Here is a 15,867-nt window from a genome sequence, read left to right as displayed (position 1 = left end):
GGATCAGGCGCTCACTTCACGCGTACAGCGCCGGCGCCGCGAGGCGCTCCCGGAGTCCGGCCGGGGCCAGTACCTCCACGTCCGGCCCCGGGCGGAGGAGTTCCGCCGCGGCGTGGGTGAGGCTCCCGACGTGGACGGAGGCGTGGCGGTGCCCGTCGGGGCCCGGCTCCGCGCGGCTCACGTGCCTGCGGCGCGAAGTAGCGCAGGCGAGCGATACCGGCCGGGCACGTCCCGGTATACCGTGCGTTCCGGCACCTCCGACGGCGCCTGTAAGGCCCCCGGCTACGGCAGGTGCCGCTGCCCGAGCGCGGCGGCGACCGAGGTCCCCTCGCGCCGCGCGTACGTCACCCGCTCCCGTACCTCCCGCAGCGTCCGGGGCCGCTCACCCGGCCCACCACAGCAACTCTTGTGGAACCCCACCCCGGCCCGGAGCAGCACGGCCAACGTCCGCCAACCCGCCACATCCCGCCGCCGGGGCGCCGCGAACGCCGACCCCGCGTGGATCAACGGCCCGGCACAGCCAGGACAGGTCCGCTGCCTGGCCCGGTCGTACCACTGCTTGTACGAGACGCGGCAGGAGAGGCAGACGTAAGAGGTCTTTCCGTGGGTCACGGGACCAGCGTAGAGATCATTCCGCGCAGGGGCCGCCGTTTCTCGGCGTGGGCGTCCGCCTAGGATCGGCCTCATGCACGACGACCAGCGGATACTCGATCTGCTCCGCTCCCTGGACCGGCTTCCCGGCCCGGATCATGCCGAGTTCCCCGACGGGTTCGACTACGGGGAGGCCAAGGCGCGGGCGTCGGCGCTGAGCGAGCGGCTGTCGGATGAGTTCGGGGGGCCTTGTTCCCTCGACGTGACGCAGGACGCCAGCTACTACTTCGAGGTGGGTGTGCCGGCCGCCCTCACCGAAGCCGGTGTCCCTCTCGGTGTCCGGCTGAGCAACTACGGGCGGCTCGCCGCGGTGACCACGCCACTGCCCGACAGCCACGCCGACTTGGCCGACGCCGTCGCGGACGGGGCGCTGTCGGCGGCGGACCGCCACCGGGTCGAGAGCGCGCTGGCGGAACTGGGGTGCCGGACCGTGCCCCTGCGGCTGCTGCACCTGCGCTACGACGGGGTGACCTGGCTCGCGAACGAGCCGCCCGGCGCATCCGTACTGAGCTACGGGCCGCACGCGGGCGAGGCGACCTGGTGGACCAGGTTCTTCGAGCACCTGTGATCAACCTCCCGATGTCCTCGCGGACCCGCGCATAGGATCACCGCCATGGGACTGCGACCTGTGCACGTCAATATCAAGGCCGTTGACGCCTCGGTGGTCGGGCGGTTCTGGGCCGAGGCGCTCGGGTGGACTGCTTACCGTCCCGGTGTGACGACCTACGTCGGGCCTGCCGGAGGGCTGGTGTGGCCGGACCCCGTGGTGGTCGGAGTGGATGTCGTACCGGTACCGGAGAGCAGGACCGCGGCGAAGAACCGCACGCATCTCGATCTCGCCACGACGTCCCTGGATCACCAGGCGGAGCTGGTCGCGCGGTTGAAGGAGCACGGCGCCACGGCGCTCGACATCGGGCAGGGCGACGTGCCGTGGGTGGTGCTCGCCGATCCCGAGGGGAACGAGTTCTGTGTGCTGGAGCCTCGGGAGCGGTACCGGGACACCGGGCCGATCGCGGCGGTGGTCATGGACTGTGCGGAGCCGTCGGCGACGGCCCGGTTCTGGGGCGAGGCATTGGACTGGACCGTGCACCGGTCGACCGACGACCTCGTGCTGCTGCGGTCGGCCGACGGCACCGGTCCGTACATGGAGTTGTTCCGCTCCCCCATTGCGGACACGGCGCCCGACCGCGTCCACCTCGACCTGCTCCCCCACCCCGGCGACGACCAGGCGGCGGAGGTCACCCGGCTGAAGGCCCTCGGCGCCACCGACCTCGACATCGGCCAGGGCGACGTACCGTGGACCTGCCTCACCGACCCCGAGGGCCATGATTTCTGCGTACTCGCGCTGCCCTGAGCCTCACTCCTTCGCCGCCTCGACCAGCACGTCCGCCGACAGCAGCCCCAGCGCGTTGGAGGCGAGCGGGCTGTCACCGGTGAGGAGTCTGCGGTCCTGGTGGGTCTGGCCGGTGATCTGGGAGTTGAGGACCTCGACGCCCTGTTTCTCCAGCAGGTCGGCGACCAGCCAGCGCAGCCGGCCGGGAAGGTAGCCCATCTCGAGGTTGGGACCGGTGTCGAGGGCGTCGGGGAAGACGCAGAGCGAGTAGCCGTCGAAGGGCGACTTGTCCTTGCCCCGGGCCGCGGCGAGCAGCGCGGCCGGGCCGTGGCAGAGGGTGATCACGTACTTGTCGTTGGCGAGCGCCCAGTCCAGCGTCTCGGTCACGTCCTCACTCTCCGCGAGCCCGATCACCGCACCGTGCCCGCCGGGGATGAAGACGGCGAGGTAGTCCGACTCGGGCCCGAGCTTGTCCGCGACCACCTCGGACAGCTTCAGCGGCTCCTTCAGCTGCGGTTTGATCGCCTCGTACGTCTCCATGACGGCCTTGTCCTCCTCCGGCATGGCCCACAGCTCCAGCTTCACGGGATTGCCGCTGAGGGTGGCCACGTCCACGTCGAAGCCCGCCTCCATCATGTGGTGCAGCGGGAGCAGCATCTCGACGGGATGGTTGCCGGTGGAGAAGAACTTGCCGTTCTCGGTGAGCAGATACCGCTCGTCCGTGCCGATCATCAGCACCTTCCACCGCCCGCCGGTGCAGGCGCCCTTGTGCTGGACTCCGTCGAAATCGGTCCTCGGAGCGGTGTACTTGCTCAGCGAGTACGGGGACGGGAAGAACGCGTTGTCCTCGGCCGGGTCGGGAGCCGGGTCCTTGCTCAGGTCGGTCGCGTCCGACATGGCAGACCTCCGTGGGGCAGGGGCTGGCAGGGGAAACGTCCCTTTTCTCCAACGTAGACACCCCCCAGGTCACCCGCATGATGTGGCGGGCGCGGCCCCGCGGGTGCAGAGTGGCCGGGGGGAGCGCGTGGAGGAGACGGGATGCCTCAGCAGCCACCGGAGACCGCCCGGGAATTCGACTTCGTCGTCGTCGGCTCGGGCGCCGGCGGCGGCCCCCTGGCCGCCGGCCTCGCCCTGGCCGGGCACCGGGTCCTGGGGGTGCTGGAGGCGGGCGACGAACACGACTGCCCGTACTACTCGATCCCGATCATGCAGGCGTTCGCCAGCGAGGACCCCGACATGGCGTGGAGCTTCTTCGTACGCCACTGGGACGACCCGGCGACCCGGCGCGAGGACCACAAGTTCACCGGCGCCGAGGACGGCGTGCTGTACCCGCGCGGCAGCTCGCTCGGCGGGAGTACGACGGTCAACGCGCTGATCATGCTGTTCCCGCAGGGCAAGGAGTGGCAGCGCCTGGTGGAGCTGACCGGTGACTCCGGGTGGAGCGAGGAGGCGATGCGGGAACGCTTCCGGCGCCTGGAGAACTGGCAGGGCCAGGACGCCGAGCCGCTCCCCGGCGAGACTCCGGCCGAGCGGGACGCCAAGTCCCGGCACGGCAGGGAGGGCTGGCTCGGTACGACCCGCGCCGCACCCTCCCTGGCGTCCCGCGAACCCCGCTTCCTCGACATCGTCGGCGCCGTCGAACGCACCGCCCGCGACCGCTTCGGCATCCCCGACGACGTCCCCCTCCCCCGCGACCCCAACGCGGCCGACACCCCGCCGGACTTCCAGGGCATGGGCTTCATCCCGGTCTCGGTCGACGGCGGCACCCGCAACGGCACTCGCGAGCGGCTGCTCGACGTCCGCCACCGGGTCGGGGACCTGCTGACGATCAGGACCAACACCCTCGTCACGCGCGTGCTGTTCGACGGCGACCGCGCGGTGGGGGTCGCGTACCGCGAGCAGCACCGCGCGTACGGCGCCTCGTCGGACCGTACGTGCCGGCTGCGGCCGGGCACGGCGGACGGGGACGAGGACGCGGTGAGCGAAGGCACGGCGTACGCGCGCAACGAGGTCGTCCTGGCCGGGGGCACCTACAACACTCCCCAGTTGCTCATGCTGTCCGGCATCGGACCGCGCGAGGAGCTGGAGCGGCTCGGCATCCCCGTACGCGTCGACGCACCCGGTGTGGGGCGCAATCTGCACGACCGGTACGAGGCATCCGTGGTGGCCGAACTCGACCAGGACTACCCGCTGTTCGAGGGCTCGTCGCTGGACGTGCCGCTCGCGGGCGAGGAACAGGACGAGTTGATCGGCGAGTGGTACGCCGACCGGGGCGGCCCCTACGGCACCAATGGCCAGCTCGCCGCCCTCATCGCCAGGTCGAGCGTCTCGGACGGGGACTCCGACCTCATGCTGCTGACGATGCCGCTCGACTTCCACGGCTACTACCCCGGTTACGCCGAGGACGCCACCCACGGCCGGAACCGGCTGGGCGTGGTCGTGCTCAAGGGACACACCAAGAACCGGGGCGGCTCGGTGACCCTGCGCTCCACCGATCCCACCGAACCGCCCGAGATCCGGTTCCACTACTTCTCCGAGGGCACACCGGGCTGGGAGGAGGATCTGGACGGCCTGGTGGACGGGCTGCGGATCGCCCGTGACGTGATCGGCAACGCCTCGGAGGCGGGCGTGAAGGGCGAGCTGGTGCCGGGGCCCGAGGTGCGCACCGACGACCAGCTCAAGGAGTGGGCGCGGACCCAGTCCTGGGGACACCACGCGTGCGGCACCGCCAGGATCGGCACGGCGGACGATCGGCTGGCGGTGCTGGACGGTGACTTCCGGGTGCGCGGAGTGGAGGGCCTGCGGGTGGTGGACGCGTCGGTGTTCCCCGACATCCCCGGCCTGTTCATCGCCTCCGCGGTCTACCTGGTCAGCGAGAAGGCGAGCGAGGCGCTGCTGGCGGAGTACCCGGCGCCGTGACCTCGGCCTCGCCGAACCACTTGGGCAGGTGGGCGAGCAGCTCCTCCTGGCTCTCCCCCGCCCAGGCGACATGGCCGTCCGGGCGCAACAGCACGGCGGGGACGTCGAGTTCGTCGCTGACATCGACGAGGTGGTCCACGCGGTCCGTCCAGCCCTCGGCCGAGAGGCGTCCGGTCTGGTCGAGGAGCAGGCCGCGGGCGGTGTGGGTGTGCTCGTAGAGGCGTCCCTGCTTGAGCTTGACGTCCCGCAGCCGGCGGCCGAGGAGTTCATGGCCCTCGCCCAGGTCGTAGCGGATGTCGACGGCGGTGATCATGCCGGTGATGTGGCGGTTGACCTCCTCGAAGTCCATGAGGCGGGCGAAGAGTTCGCGCAGTGCGGTGGCGCCGGGGTCGGTGCCGAGGAGGGTCATCGCGGCGCGGGTGGTCGTCAGGACGCGGGCGCCCACCGGGTGGCGTTCGGCGTGGTAGCTGTCGAGCAGGCCGTCCGGGGCCCAGCCGCACACCTCGGCGGCGAGCTTCCATCCGAGGTTGAAGGCGTCCTGGACGCCGAGGTTGAGTCCCTGTCCGCCGGCCGGCGGGTGGATGTGGGCCGCGTCTCCGGCCAGCATGACCCGGCCGACGCGGTACCGCTCGGCCTGCCGGGTGGCGTCGCCGAAGCGGGACAGCCAACGGGGTGAGTGCACGCCGAAGTCGGTGCCGGCGACGGCCCGTAGCTGCTGCTGGAACTCCGCGAGGGTCGGGGCGGCACGGTCCTCGGCGACGCCGTCGGCGGGCACGATGACGCGGTACACCCCCTTCTGGCCGTCCACGTCGGGCGAGAGGCCGAACCGCAGCTGCGTCCTGCGGACCTCCTCCACGACCGCGGCGATGGTCGCCGGGTCCTCGGTGGCCTCCATGTCGCCGAGCAGCGTCTCGACCGAGGCGGGCTCGCCGGGGAAGCCGACGCCGAGCAGCTTGCGTACCGTGCTGCGGCCGCCGTCGCAGCCGACGGCGTAGCGGGCGCGGAGGCCGGTGCCGTCGGCCAGTCCCACGGTGACCCCGTCCGCGTCCTGGCTCAGGGCGACCACTTCCTGTCCGCGCCGGATCTCGGCGCCGAGTTCGCGGGCCCACGCGCCGAGGAGACGCTCGGTGACGGCCTGCGGGGTGGCGAGGCCGTACGGGTGGGCCGTGTCCAGCCGGTCCGGCCACGGCTTGATGATCCCGCCGAACAGGCCTCCGGCCTGGAACTTCTCGCTCTCCGCGAGGAACCTGTCCAGCAGGCCCCGCTGGTCCATCACCTCCACGCTGCGCGCGTGCAGGCCGCGGCCGCGGGACTGGCTGCTCGGCTCGGCCAGCCTCTCCAGCACGACGACACCCACTCCGGCCAGCCGCAGCTCGCCGGCCAGCATCAGCCCGGTCGGCCCGCCGCCGACCACGATCACATCGAACATCAACCCGCCCCATCAACGAAATGGCCCGTCGGCCGACAGACAGGGGCAAACTCCGCGAGCGCCCCATTTCCCTCACTCCCGACCGCGGCCGCCCATTCTGCGACACCGAGGGGGCCTTGCCGCAAGGCCCCCCGTGCGCTATATCTTGAGAGTGGCAAGAGGTCCCTGACCTCTTGCCTTCGTTGTTTTCCGGGGGACCTTCTCGACGCTCTCGACGGGCTCCAGCCCGATCTCCCCACCGCGCCCTGGACGCGGGGCTACGCCCGTGTCACCGCGTCCCTGCCCGTGGCCGCCACCGCGCCCCGGTGCCTGGTGGCGAGTCCCCTGAGGGTGGAGTACTCCGCCGTAGGCACCCGGCGGAGGCGGGCACGGGATGTCGGGTCCGGGGTGCCTCCGCCCGCCTGGCGTTCCCCGACGCGGAGCGGTGGCTGCCGGTGGAGGGGGGTGACCGGCTGAGGGGCGGACCGTAAGCTCGGGGCATGGATGCGTGGGTGCCGTACCTGAGCCTGTGCGGCGGGCTGGCGGTGGTGCTGGGGGCGCTGACCTGGCTGGCGCTCTACGTGCGGCGGCGGGGTGGCGCCGGGGGCGTGCTGGCCGCGTACGAGGAGGCGTTCCGGGCGACCAGCCATGCCGCGCACCAGGAGATCCGGGCGCAGGCCGAGCGGAAGACGCCTGCGGACTCGCCCGACGGGCCCTTCAGGAGGACGCGGTGACGGGCGGCGAGTGCCGGCCGGTGGCCGACACGCTCGGGTTCCTCGCCGGGCGGTGGCGGGTGACCCGTACCGTGCGGGACCTCGCGGGCGCGGACGAGGGGTACTTCGCCGGGCACACCGAATTCAGCCCGCTGGACGGCGGGTTGCTGCACGAGGAGGCCGGGGAGTTCACCTGGCAGGGCGTGACGCGGCCCGCGACACGGACACTGCGGTTCATGGCGGGGGCGGAGCCGGGCACGGCGGACGTGCGGTTCGCGGACGGACGGCCCTTCCACGACCTGGACCTGCGCAGCGCGCGGCACATCGCCGGGCACCCCTGCGCGGCCGACTTCTACCGGGGCGAGTTCACCGTGACCGACGCCGACCACTGGCGTTCGGTGTGGCGGGTCGGCGGCCCGAAGAAGGACCTCGTGCTCACCACGGACTACGTGCGCGAGGGCTGAGGCGACACCGCGTCCAGCCGCAGGGTCCAGCGGCCCGCGCGGCCGGCGACGGTGATCGTGGAGAGCGGCCGTACGTCGATGCTCCAGAAGGCGGACGGCGGTGCCTGGAGGGCGTAGACGAGGGCCGCGCGGATCACGGCCGGTTCGGCCACGGCGACGATGCGGGCGTGGTCGTCGCCGGGCCGGGTGTCGAGCCAGCCGCCCACCCGTGAGATGAAGGCGAGCATCGACTCGCCGCCGTGCGGGCTGGCCCTCGGGTCGGCGAGCCAGGCGTCCACCGTCTGCGGCTCGCGGGCCATCGCCTCGGCCAGGGTCAGCCCCCGCCAGCGCCCCATGTCGCAGTCGCGCAGGGCCAGCTGGGAGAGCGGGGCGTACCCGAGCGCATCGCCGGTGGCGCGGCTGCGTGGGGTCGGGGAGCAGTAGCGCAACTCGGCGGCCGCGAGCGGCAGCAGATACCCGACGGCGCGCTGCACCTCGTCCCAGCCCGCCTGGTCCAGCGGCCGGTCGTCCTGGAACCGCTCCGCGTGCGACGGGGAACCGTGCGCTGCGGCCACGAACGTCACCCGAAGTGGCATGCGGTGATGGTGATCCCCGTACGGGGGCCGGTCAAGAGCCATCACGCGGGCCACTGTGAGGGTGACCGGAAAACACCGTCCCCGCTGTCTCGACGCCCCGTTTCCGCTTCGATTTGGTCGAGTTCACCGCACTTCGTCCCACGCCGACCGCAGCCGCCGCACCCCCTCCGCGATCTCCCCCGTGCTCGCGACCGCGGCGAAGCTCAGCCGGAGATGGGCCGCCGGGGGTTCGGCGCTGAAGTAGGGCCGGCCGGGGGTGACGGAGATGCCCGCGCGCAACGCGGCGGCGGTCAGCGCGGACTCCGTGACGCCGTCGGGCAGCCGGAGCCAGAGGTGGAAGCCGCCGAACGGGATGTGCGGCAGGGCGAGTTCGGGCAGATGCAGTCCGAGTGCCCCGGTCATCGCCTCCCGGCGTACCGCCAACTCGGCCGACAGCGACCGCAGATGGCGCGGCCACGCCGGTGAGCCGACGAGTTCGAGCGCCGCCTCCTGGAGCGGCCGGGGCACGAAGAAGCTGTCCACGACCTGGATGGCGCGCAGGCGTTCCAGTACGGGCCCGCGCGCGGCGAGGGCGGCCACCCGGAAGCTGGGCGAGGTCGCCTTGGTGAGCGAGCCGACGTGCACCACGACCCCGTCCGGGTCGTCCGCCGCCAGCGGCCGGGGCAGTTCGGGCGCGTCGGCGTGCGCGAGACGGCGTACGAAGTCGTCCTCGATGACGAAGGCCCCCGAGGCGCGGGCGATGCGCAGCACCTCGGCGCGGCGGTGGGGGGCGAGCACGGCGCCGGTCGGGTTCTGGAACAGGGGCTGGCAGACGAAGACGCGGGCCCCGGTGGCGCGGAAGGCGTCGGCCAGCAGGTCGGGGCGTACGCCGTCGGCGTCGACCGGCACCGGTACGGGCCGCAGGCCGGCGGCGCGGGCGAGGTCCAGCATGCCGGGGTAGGTGGGCGACTCGACCAGGACCGGCGCGCCGGGCGGGGCGAGCGCGCGCAGCGCGGTGGCCAGCGCGGACTGGCCGCCGGCCGCGATGAGCACCTCGGCGGCGGTGACGGACCCGCCGATGCCGCGGGCGAACCACTCCCGCAGCTCGGGCAGCCCCTCCAGCGGCGGCCTGCCCCAGGCGCCGGGCCGCCGTCCGGCGCGGGCGAGCGCGGCGGCCATGGCCTGCTCGGGCTGGAGGCCGGGGTGCGGGTAGCCGCCGCTCAGCTCCAGCACTCCGGGCGGCGGCGCGGGCAGCGAGACCATGACCCCGGAGGCGTCCACGGTGCGCGGTACGACGTCTCCGGCGGCGTCGGCGCTCAGCGCGACCTCCTGCCAGGAGGTGTCCCCGGCGGGCGGGGTCGCGGCGCGCGGCCCGGCCCGGAAGGCGCCCGCGCCGGGCCGGGTGACGACCAGGCCCTCGGCGGCGAGCTGGGCCAGTGCACGGGAGACGGTCACCGGGCTGACCCGGAACCGCTCGACCAGCGCGCGGCTGGACGGGAGCTTTCCACCAGGTGAGTAGCGGTCCAGCTCTCTACGCAACTGTTCCGCCAGCTCTCGCACACTGCTACGCTCGTTCATGAGAGCACAGAGTAGCGCTACCGATACGACCGCGATAGCAGTCACCGCACCCCGCGAGCCCCTCCTCGTGGGCACCGGCCAGGCGGCCCTCGGTGTCGTCGCCTTCTCCCTCACCTTCCCGGCCACCGCCTGGGGTCTGGAGAGCTTCGGGCCCTGGTCGCTCGTGGCGGTCCGGGGTGTCCTCGCGGCCCTGGTCGCGGGCGCCTGCCTGCTGCTTCTGCGTGTGCCGCTGCCCGCGGCCCGCCATCTGCCGGGGCTGGCGATGGTCGGGATCGGCACGGTGCTGGGTTTCCCGCTGCTGACCACGCTCGCGCTCCAGACCTCGACCACCGCGCACGCGGCCGTCGTCGTGGGCCTGCTGCCCCTGACCACCGCCGCGGTGTCCGCCCTGCGCACCGGCGTACGCCCCTCGCGTCGCTTCTGGACGGCGGCCCTGGCCGGCGCGGCGGCCGTCGCGGCGTTCACGGTCACCCAGAGCGGCGGCGCCCTGACCAGGGCGGACGTCTATCTCTTCGCGGCCCTGCTGATCTGCGCGGCCGGGTACACCGAGGGCGGCCGGCTCGCCCGGGTCATGCCGGGCTGGCAGGTCATCGGCTGGGCGCTGGTGCTGTGCCTGCCGCTGAGCGCGCTCGGCACCGCGGTGGCGCTGGGGCACGAGCCGGTGCGGCTCACCGCGCACGGGATCGCCGGGGTGCTGTGGGTGGCGGTGGGCTCGCAGTTCCTCGGGCTGCTCCTCTGGTACCGGGGCATGGCGGCCGTCGGCATCCCGCGGGCCAGCCAGTTGCAGTTGGCCCAGCCCCTGCTCACACTGGTGTGGTCGGCACTGCTACTGGGCGAGCACGTCCCTGCGGCGGCCCCGGTGACCGCGGTCGCCGTGCTCGTGTGCATCGCCATCACCCAACGGTCGTGACCGTGAGGAGGGCCTCACCATGCGCGCTACGAAGGGCGACCACCTTGTCCAGCACGGACGGGTGGTCGGCCAACACGATCAGGTCACCGAAGTGGTCGAAGTGATCGGCCAGGAGGGCGAACCGCCCTACCGCGTCCGCTTCGAGGACGGGCACGAGGCCATCATGTCGCCCGGCCCGGACTGCCAGGTCCGCCACCACGAGGACGAGACGAGCTAGCGGAACACAACGGGGTCAGCGCGGGGGGCTCGCCGGCCGGCGGTAGTGGTCGGCGACCACCCGTGCCATCGCGCCCAGCGGATCGCGGGCCAAGTCCTGGGCGGCGAAGAAGACATGCCCGCGCACCTGCGGATATTCATCGGCCAGGGTGAGATGCCGGGAAAGTTCGGCGGGGTCCTGCCAGGCGGGGGGTTGTCCCGCCGCGCCCGCCTTGTAGAGCGCCTCTCCCACGTACAGCCGGGTCCGGGTGCCCGCGGCCTCGGCCGCCCACCAGTCGAGGAGCTTGGCGTAGTCGGCGGCCGAGAAGCCGATGTTCCAGTAGATCTGCGGGACGATGTAGTCGATCCAGTGCTCGCGCACCCACTTCCGGGTGTCCGCGTACAGGTCGTCGTACGTCTGCACGCCCGCCCGGGTGTCGGAGCCGTGCGGGTCGGTCGCTGCGTTGCGCCAGACGCCGAAGGGACTGATCCCGAAGCGGGTGCCGGGCCGTACCCGGCGGATGCCCGCCCCGACCTCCCGCACCAGCCGGTCGATGTTGTCGCGCCGCCAGGCGGCCCGGTCCTCGAAGCCGCCGCCGTACGCGTCGTAGGCGGCATCGTCGTCGAAGGTCTGCCCGGCGACCGGGTACGGGTAGAAGTAGTCGTCGAAGTGCACCGCGTCCACGGGGTACTTGGCGACCGCGTCCAGCATGGCCACCCGGACGAAGCGCCGGACCTCGGGCAGGCCGGGGTTGTAGTACAGCTTGCCGCCGTAGGGCACCACCCACTCCGGATGGAGCCGGGCCGGGTGGTCCGGGGTGAGCCGGCCGGGGTCGGTGTGGTTGGCGATGCGGTACGGGTTGAACCACGCGTGCAGCTCCAGGCCGCGCGCATGGGCCTCGCGCACGGCGGTGCCCAGCGGGTCCCAGCCGGGGTCGCGGCCCTGCGTGCCGGTCAGGTACTCCGACCAGGGCTCGTACGGCGAGGGCCACAGGGCGTCGGCGGTCGGGCGCACCTGGAAGATCACGGTGTTCAGCCGGTCGGCCACCGCCCGGTCGAGGTGGGCGACCAGCTCGGCCCGCTGCTCCTCGGGCGGGAGCCCCGGCCGCGAGGGCCAGTCCCGACCCGCGACCGTGGCGAGCCAGACCCCGCGCATTTCCCGGCGGTGCCGACCGGAGGCGTACGCCGGGGTGCTCCCGGCCGTCGCCAGAGCGGCCAGCGCGCCCAGGGCGAGCGTCCGCCGCGAGACGGCCGCCACCCCCGTACGCGTCCCGGTCACCGCGCGAGCCGCCATCGGTACCTCCCCCACGCTCCGGGTCCGCCCCGTGACGGATCGTCCCCGGGGCACGGCTTGTCCCTACCCCGTCGATCGATCATCGATACTTGGCGGTAACGTGCACGATCGGAGCAGGCACCGAATCCGGACGCCCTGCACGAGCCGGAGAACCAGCGAAGGGGACGATGTGACGGACTTCCGAGCCGGAGACATCTCGCGCGTCGGAGTCGTGGGCTGCGGCCAGATGGGCGCGGGCATCGCCGAGGTGTGCGCACGCGCGGGACTGGACGTGAAGGTCGCCGAGACCACCGGCGACGCCCTGGAGTACGGCCGCACCCGGCTGCACAACTCCCTGGCCAAGGCGGCCGAGCGCGGCAAGATCAGCGAGGAGGAGCGCGACGCGGCCCTCTCCCGGCTGAGCTTCACCACCGACCTGGGCGAGTTCGCCGACCGCGATCTGGTGATCGAGGCCGTGGTGGAGAACGAGCAGGTGAAGACGGAGATCTTCCAGGTGCTCGACCAGGTGGTGACCCGCCCGGACGCGATCCTGGCCTCCAACACCTCCTCCATCCCCCTGGTCAAGCTGGCGGTCGCCACCTCGCGCCCCGACCACGTGATCGGCATCCACTTCTTCAACCCGGCCCCGGTGCAGAACCTGGTCGAGCTGATCCCGGCCCTCACCACCTCCGAGGGCACGCTCAGCCGGGCGCAGATCTTCGCCGAGAAGACGCTGGGCAAGCACGCCATCCGCGCGCAGGACCGCTCCGGCTTCGTCGTCAACGCGCTGCTGGTGCCGTACCTCCTCTCCGCGATCCGCATGTTCGAGTCCGGCATCGCCAGCCGTGAGGACATCGACAACGGCATGGAGATGGGCTGCGCCCACCCGATGGGCCCCCTGAAGCTCTCCGACCTCATCGGCCTGGACACGATCGTCTCGATCGCCAACTCCATGTACGCCGAGTACAAGGAGCCCCTGTACGCCGCTCCCCCGCTGCTCCAGCGCATGGTCGAGGCGGGCCGGCTGGGCCGGAAGTCCGGGTCGGGCTTCTACACGTACTGAGCAGACTGTGCGGTGATCGCACACGTGTCGATCGCACATGGACCCGGCACTCATATGAGTGCCGGGTCCATGTGTTTCACACTCCGTGTGCGCCGGGGGCTCGCATATGCCGTTCGCACACGCTCCCCACGGGCCCACCAGGGCGGTTGACTCTGCATGCGCATGCAAGGGATGCGGAGTCGTCCCGTCCGACCACTGAGAGGAGTGGACCCGTGACCGTCGAACCGGAGCAGGCCGTGGTTCACGGAGAACTGGCCGAGTTACGCCGCCGCCTCGACGTCGCCTACGCGCGCGTCGAAGGCGGGCTGGCCCTGCTCAGTCACCGTACCGAGGAGACCGCCAAGGAGCTGGACGAGCTGAACTCCCGGGTGAAGTCCCTCGAACACGCCCGTTGGCCACTGACCTCGGTGGCCGCGCTCACCGCCCTGGGGGCGCTCGCCGTCGCCGTCTGGCAGGCGCTGGCTCACTGACCGTCGACGAGCCGGAGATGGTGCAGCAGGAGTAACGCGGCCGCCATGTTGGCGGCCGGGACCTCCCCTCGGGCGATCATGTCGGGGACGAGTTTGAGCGGGACCCACTCACGGCGGTCCGACTCGAAGTCGTCCACGGGATGACCGGTGTACTCACCCTGGTCGGACCAGTAGACGTGGTGCCGGGCGTCGGTGAGGCCGTTGGACGGCTCCACACTCATCAGGTGGTGCAGAGGCCCCGGCCGCCAGCCGGTCTCCTCCTCCAGTTCCCGCGCGGCCGCGGTCATGATGTCCTCGCCGTCCTCCACGACCCCGGCAGCCAGTTCCCAGCCCCAGCTGTCGGTGATGAAGCGGTGCCGCCACAGCAACAGGACCTCGTTGGCCTCGTTGACCACCGTGGCGACGGCGACCGGACGGAGCCGGATCAGGAAGTGGTCCAGATGTGAGCCGTTGGGCAGCTCGACATCCGCCAGATTGACGCTGAACCAGCGATTCGCGTACACAGTTTGTTCGTTCTGTTTCGTCCACTGCACGGTTCTGCCACCTTCCGCCGAGTAAGTGGCAATATCGCAGCAGGGACTATTCCCGGCCTACAGGGCGCTCGCTTCGGCGGCGCGCGCCCCCGCCCGCTACAGCGGGACGCGCAGCGCGCCGTCGATCAGTTCCGCGGCGTCCGCGGTGCCGGCCGAGCCGCAGCGCACCAGGTACTCGCGGACCGCCCGGAGCCGGTCGCGCAGCCGCTGGGACTCCATGCCGCGTGCCTGCTCGGCCATCTGCACGGCCGTCGCCACCGCCTTGTCGGCGTTGCCCTGCCGCAGCTCGATCGTGCTCAGCATCGCCAGCCGGTGCACCCGGCCCCGGTCGTGCGCCGGGGTGTCCACGGCCGCCGCCGCGTGCTCCCGCGCGGCCGACAGCTCACCGAGGCTCAGCAGCGCCTCCGCCACCTGGACGTTCACCAGGCCCGGCTGGACGTATCCCGTCTCGTCCGGCTCGGTGCCCGGCCGGATCTGCCCGGCCGCCGACTCCGCCCGCCGGATGCAGGACAGCGCGCCGCCCCCGTCACCGAGGTGCGCGTACGCCTTGGCCTGCATCGCGTACAGGTCGGAGGCGAGCGCCGGGGTGATGTGGCGGCCCGCCGTACGCAGCGCGGCCTCCGCGAAGGCGACCGCCTGGCGGTACTCCCGCATGAACAGCGACTGGTTGACCAGCAGCGCTATCACGTACGCCCCCAGCCCCCGGTCGCCGCTCGCCTTGGCCAGCCGCAGCGCCTGGTGGAAGTAGCGCTGGGCCAGGCCGTGGGCGTCGGAGTCGTAGGCGCAGATGCCCGCGACGGCCACCAGCCCGCCGGTGGCGCGGTGCAGTTGACGGCCGGTGTCGTCGGGGTAGCTGCCGCGCAGCAGGGGCGCGGCCTCGGCGTTGAGGAAGCCGACGATGCGGGTGCGGGTCGCCACCCCGCCCGTCTTGCGGTACATCTGCTCGTAGTGGGTGCGGGCCGCCCGCAGGGTGCCGATGTCGGCCTCGGTGACCCGGAGGTGTCCGCCGCGCGAGACGTCGACGTCCTCCGGCGGGTTCTCCCACTCCCACACCGGCATCACGGCGGGCGTGCCGGTGACGGCGGGGGCGCCCAGGACGTGCGGGCGCTGCTGTTCGTCGGAGCGCCACAGGGCGGTGGCCCGCTCCACGAAGCCGGAGAGCGAGCCGGCGTGCGCGGTGGCCGGTTCACCCGGTACGCCGAGACCGATGTCGTCCAGCGTGACCGGGCGCCGTAACCGTCCCGCGAGCACCTCGCAGATCAGGTCCGGCACCTGGCCTCTCGGCCGCTGGCCCTTCAGCCAGCGGGCGACGGCGGTGTGTTCGTATCTGAGGGCGAGTCCCCGGCGGCGGCCCGCCTGGTTGACGTGTGCGGCGAGCCCGGCGTGCGAGATCCCCGCCTCGTCCAGGATCGCGTCGAGCAGAGTGTTGGGCTGCATGGTGGCCCCCCGAGTGGCGTGGTGCCGTAAGCGTAGTGCGAACGGGTTCACACGGGGTGTGAACGGAGTGCGCGCATCCGCGCCCCGCGCGCACTGTCCGGCGCGCGGGCCGGGCCGCTTCACTTGGGTCCCCCGCCTCACCAGAGGCGGGGCGGGCCGCCCGCTCCCCCTCAACAAGGCGGCGGTCCGGCCGAGCGCCCCCGGGTGTCGGGCGGAGCCCCGCCTTTCACCGCCGCGCGGAACCGGTACCGCGTCGCCGGTACGGCCCTTTGGCCACCGGCCTCGCGTTCGCGCGGCGGCGGCCGGGCACCCGGCCCGGCGGGCGCCGGGAACGGCGCCGGCCGGCCACGGATCGAGTCCGTGACC

Annotated in this window: 18 protein-coding genes; 9 read left to right on the top strand and 9 right to left on the bottom strand. The window is 72.6% G+C overall.

The genetic code is table 11. From position 1 onward, the window contains the following. Positions 1 to 16 precede the first annotated feature (16 nt). Both E5082_RS20445 and E5082_RS20440 read right to left on the bottom strand, forming a co-directional pair. Positions 17 to 181: a WCX domain-containing protein gene (locus tag E5082_RS20445; RefSeq protein ID WP_208766245.1), complete on the bottom strand. Its 165-nt coding sequence runs from the start codon at positions 179 to 181 to the stop codon at positions 17 to 19. 101 nt (positions 182 to 282) lie between these two features. After that, positions 283 to 612, bottom strand: a complete 330-nt coding sequence (locus E5082_RS20440) for a deoxyxylulose-5-phosphate synthase (RefSeq protein ID WP_135792690.1) — start codon at positions 610 to 612, stop codon at positions 283 to 285. A 73-nt stretch (positions 613 to 685) separates the two neighbouring features. On the opposite strand from E5082_RS20440, the gene E5082_RS20435 reads away from it, so the two are divergent. Together E5082_RS20435 and E5082_RS20430 are read left to right on the top strand one after the other, a co-directional pair. Next, the gene (locus E5082_RS20435) at positions 686 to 1,219 is read left to right on the top strand and encodes a hypothetical protein (RefSeq protein ID WP_135792689.1); all 534 of its coding nucleotides are present in this window, start codon (positions 686 to 688) and stop codon (positions 1,217 to 1,219) included. Between the two features lie 45 nt (positions 1,220 to 1,264). Beyond that, on the top strand, positions 1,265 to 2,005 hold the full coding sequence (locus E5082_RS20430; protein ID WP_135792688.1) for a VOC family protein: 741 nt from the start codon (positions 1,265 to 1,267) through the stop codon (positions 2,003 to 2,005). 3 nt (positions 2,006 to 2,008) lie between these two features. On the opposite strand, the gene hchA is transcribed toward E5082_RS20430, so the two are convergent. Then, positions 2,009 to 2,881, bottom strand: coding sequence for a glyoxalase III HchA (hchA, locus tag E5082_RS20425; RefSeq protein ID WP_135792687.1), 873 nt, complete (start codon positions 2,879 to 2,881; stop codon positions 2,009 to 2,011). 141 nt (positions 2,882 to 3,022) lie between these two features. Between hchA and E5082_RS20420 the strand changes: the two genes are divergently transcribed. Further along, positions 3,023 to 4,903, top strand: coding sequence for a GMC family oxidoreductase (locus E5082_RS20420; protein ID WP_135792686.1), 1,881 nt, complete (start codon positions 3,023 to 3,025; stop codon positions 4,901 to 4,903). Here E5082_RS20420 and rox read toward each other — a convergent pair. Then, positions 4,854 to 6,332, bottom strand: a complete 1,479-nt coding sequence (gene rox / locus E5082_RS20415; RefSeq protein ID WP_135792685.1) for a rifampin monooxygenase — start codon at positions 6,330 to 6,332, stop codon at positions 4,854 to 4,856. The two genes, E5082_RS20420 and rox, sit on opposite strands and share 50 nt — an antisense overlap. 479 nt (positions 6,333 to 6,811) lie before the next feature. On the opposite strand from rox, the gene E5082_RS20410 reads away from it, so the two are divergent. Together E5082_RS20410 and E5082_RS20405 are read left to right on the top strand one after the other, a co-directional pair. Then, positions 6,812 to 7,045 carry a hypothetical protein gene (locus E5082_RS20410; protein ID WP_135792684.1) on the top strand — a complete coding sequence of 78 codons (234 nt, stop codon included), beginning with the start codon at positions 6,812 to 6,814 and terminating at the stop codon, positions 7,043 to 7,045. Beyond that, on the top strand, positions 7,042 to 7,488 hold the full coding sequence (locus E5082_RS20405; protein WP_135792683.1) for a DUF6314 family protein: 447 nt from the start codon (positions 7,042 to 7,044) through the stop codon (positions 7,486 to 7,488). The genes E5082_RS20410 and E5082_RS20405 overlap by 4 nt, the downstream gene beginning before the upstream one ends. Here E5082_RS20405 and E5082_RS20400 read toward each other — a convergent pair. Both E5082_RS20400 and E5082_RS20395 read right to left on the bottom strand, forming a co-directional pair. After that, positions 7,470 to 8,063, bottom strand: a complete 594-nt coding sequence (locus E5082_RS20400) for a histidine phosphatase family protein (protein ID WP_135792682.1) — start codon at positions 8,061 to 8,063, stop codon at positions 7,470 to 7,472. The genes E5082_RS20405 and E5082_RS20400 overlap by 19 nt on opposite strands. Before the next feature lie 123 nt (positions 8,064 to 8,186). Beyond that, positions 8,187 to 9,620 (bottom strand): aminotransferase-like domain-containing protein, encoded by a 1,434-nt coding sequence (locus E5082_RS20395; protein ID WP_190045351.1) that lies wholly within the window; start codon positions 9,618 to 9,620, stop codon positions 8,187 to 8,189. Between E5082_RS20395 and E5082_RS20390 the strand changes: the two genes are divergently transcribed. Next, positions 9,619 to 10,530 carry a DMT family transporter gene (locus tag E5082_RS20390; RefSeq protein ID WP_135792681.1) on the top strand — a complete coding sequence of 304 codons (912 nt, stop codon included), beginning with the start codon at positions 9,619 to 9,621 and terminating at the stop codon, positions 10,528 to 10,530. The two genes, E5082_RS20395 and E5082_RS20390, sit on opposite strands and share 2 nt — an antisense overlap. A gap of 19 nt (positions 10,531 to 10,549) precedes the next feature. Beyond that, positions 10,550 to 10,747 (top strand): DUF1918 domain-containing protein, encoded by a 198-nt coding sequence (locus tag E5082_RS20385; RefSeq protein WP_135792680.1) that lies wholly within the window; start codon positions 10,550 to 10,552, stop codon positions 10,745 to 10,747. A 15-nt stretch (positions 10,748 to 10,762) separates the two neighbouring features. Here the strand turns inward: E5082_RS20385 and E5082_RS20380 are convergent, their stop codons facing one another. After that, positions 10,763 to 12,019, bottom strand: a complete 1,257-nt coding sequence (locus E5082_RS20380; protein ID WP_135792679.1) for a glycoside hydrolase family 10-like protein — start codon at positions 12,017 to 12,019, stop codon at positions 10,763 to 10,765. 169 nt (positions 12,020 to 12,188) lie between these two features. On the opposite strand from E5082_RS20380, the gene E5082_RS20375 reads away from it, so the two are divergent. Next, complete coding sequence (locus tag E5082_RS20375) at positions 12,189 to 13,061, top strand: 3-hydroxybutyryl-CoA dehydrogenase (protein ID WP_190045352.1); 873 nt, start codon at positions 12,189 to 12,191, stop codon at positions 13,059 to 13,061. A 212-nt stretch (positions 13,062 to 13,273) separates the two neighbouring features. Further along, positions 13,274 to 13,531, top strand: coding sequence for a hypothetical protein (locus E5082_RS20370; RefSeq protein ID WP_030812856.1), 258 nt, complete (start codon positions 13,274 to 13,276; stop codon positions 13,529 to 13,531). Here the strand turns inward: E5082_RS20370 and E5082_RS20365 are convergent. Both E5082_RS20365 and E5082_RS20360 read right to left on the bottom strand, forming a co-directional pair. Next, positions 13,525 to 14,064 carry an NUDIX hydrolase gene (locus E5082_RS20365; protein WP_135792678.1) on the bottom strand — a complete coding sequence of 180 codons (540 nt, stop codon included), beginning with the start codon at positions 14,062 to 14,064 and terminating at the stop codon, positions 13,525 to 13,527. The genes E5082_RS20370 and E5082_RS20365 overlap by 7 nt on opposite strands. A 96-nt stretch (positions 14,065 to 14,160) precedes the next feature. Beyond that, positions 14,161 to 15,501, bottom strand: coding sequence for an NsdA family TPR-like regulatory protein (locus tag E5082_RS20360; RefSeq protein WP_135792677.1), 1,341 nt, complete (start codon positions 15,499 to 15,501; stop codon positions 14,161 to 14,163). Positions 15,502 to 15,867: the final 366 nt, after the last annotated feature.

The sequence above is a fragment of the Streptomyces griseoluteus genome, from assembly GCF_004784465.1.
GTDB classification, from domain to species: domain Bacteria; phylum Actinomycetota; class Actinomycetes; order Streptomycetales; family Streptomycetaceae; genus Streptomyces; species Streptomyces griseoluteus.
Note: the sequence above shows the minus strand (reverse complement) of the source record. Positions and strands in the feature narration are given on the sequence as shown.

Excerpts from the sequence above, each read along its gene's own strand:
- E5082_RS20385 (WP_135792680.1), top strand. The coding sequence starts at position 10,550 with ATGCGCGCTACGAAGGGCGACCACCTTGTCCAGCACGGACGGGTGGTC.
- E5082_RS20420 (WP_135792686.1), top strand. The coding sequence starts at position 3,023 with ATGCCTCAGCAGCCACCGGAGACCGCCCGGGAATTCGACTTCGTCGTC.
- E5082_RS20360 (WP_135792677.1), bottom strand. The coding sequence starts at position 15,501 with ATGCAGCCCAACACTCTGCTCGACGCGATCCTGGACGAGGCGGGGATC.
- E5082_RS20395 (WP_190045351.1), bottom strand. The coding sequence starts at position 9,620 with ATGAACGAGCGTAGCAGTGTGCGAGAGCTGGCGGAACAGTTGCGTAGA.
- rox (WP_135792685.1), bottom strand. The coding sequence starts at position 6,332 with ATGTTCGATGTGATCGTGGTCGGCGGCGGGCCGACCGGGCTGATGCTG.
- E5082_RS20400 (WP_135792682.1), bottom strand. The coding sequence starts at position 8,063 with ATGCCACTTCGGGTGACGTTCGTGGCCGCAGCGCACGGTTCCCCGTCG.
- E5082_RS20435 (WP_135792689.1), top strand. The coding sequence starts at position 686 with ATGCACGACGACCAGCGGATACTCGATCTGCTCCGCTCCCTGGACCGG.
- E5082_RS20410 (WP_135792684.1), top strand. The coding sequence starts at position 6,812 with ATGGATGCGTGGGTGCCGTACCTGAGCCTGTGCGGCGGGCTGGCGGTG.
- E5082_RS20380 (WP_135792679.1), bottom strand. The coding sequence starts at position 12,019 with ATGGCGGCTCGCGCGGTGACCGGGACGCGTACGGGGGTGGCGGCCGTC.
- E5082_RS20390 (WP_135792681.1), top strand. The coding sequence starts at position 9,619 with ATGAGAGCACAGAGTAGCGCTACCGATACGACCGCGATAGCAGTCACC.
- hchA (WP_135792687.1), bottom strand. The coding sequence starts at position 2,881 with ATGTCGGACGCGACCGACCTGAGCAAGGACCCGGCTCCCGACCCGGCC.
- E5082_RS20430 (WP_135792688.1), top strand. The coding sequence starts at position 1,265 with ATGGGACTGCGACCTGTGCACGTCAATATCAAGGCCGTTGACGCCTCG.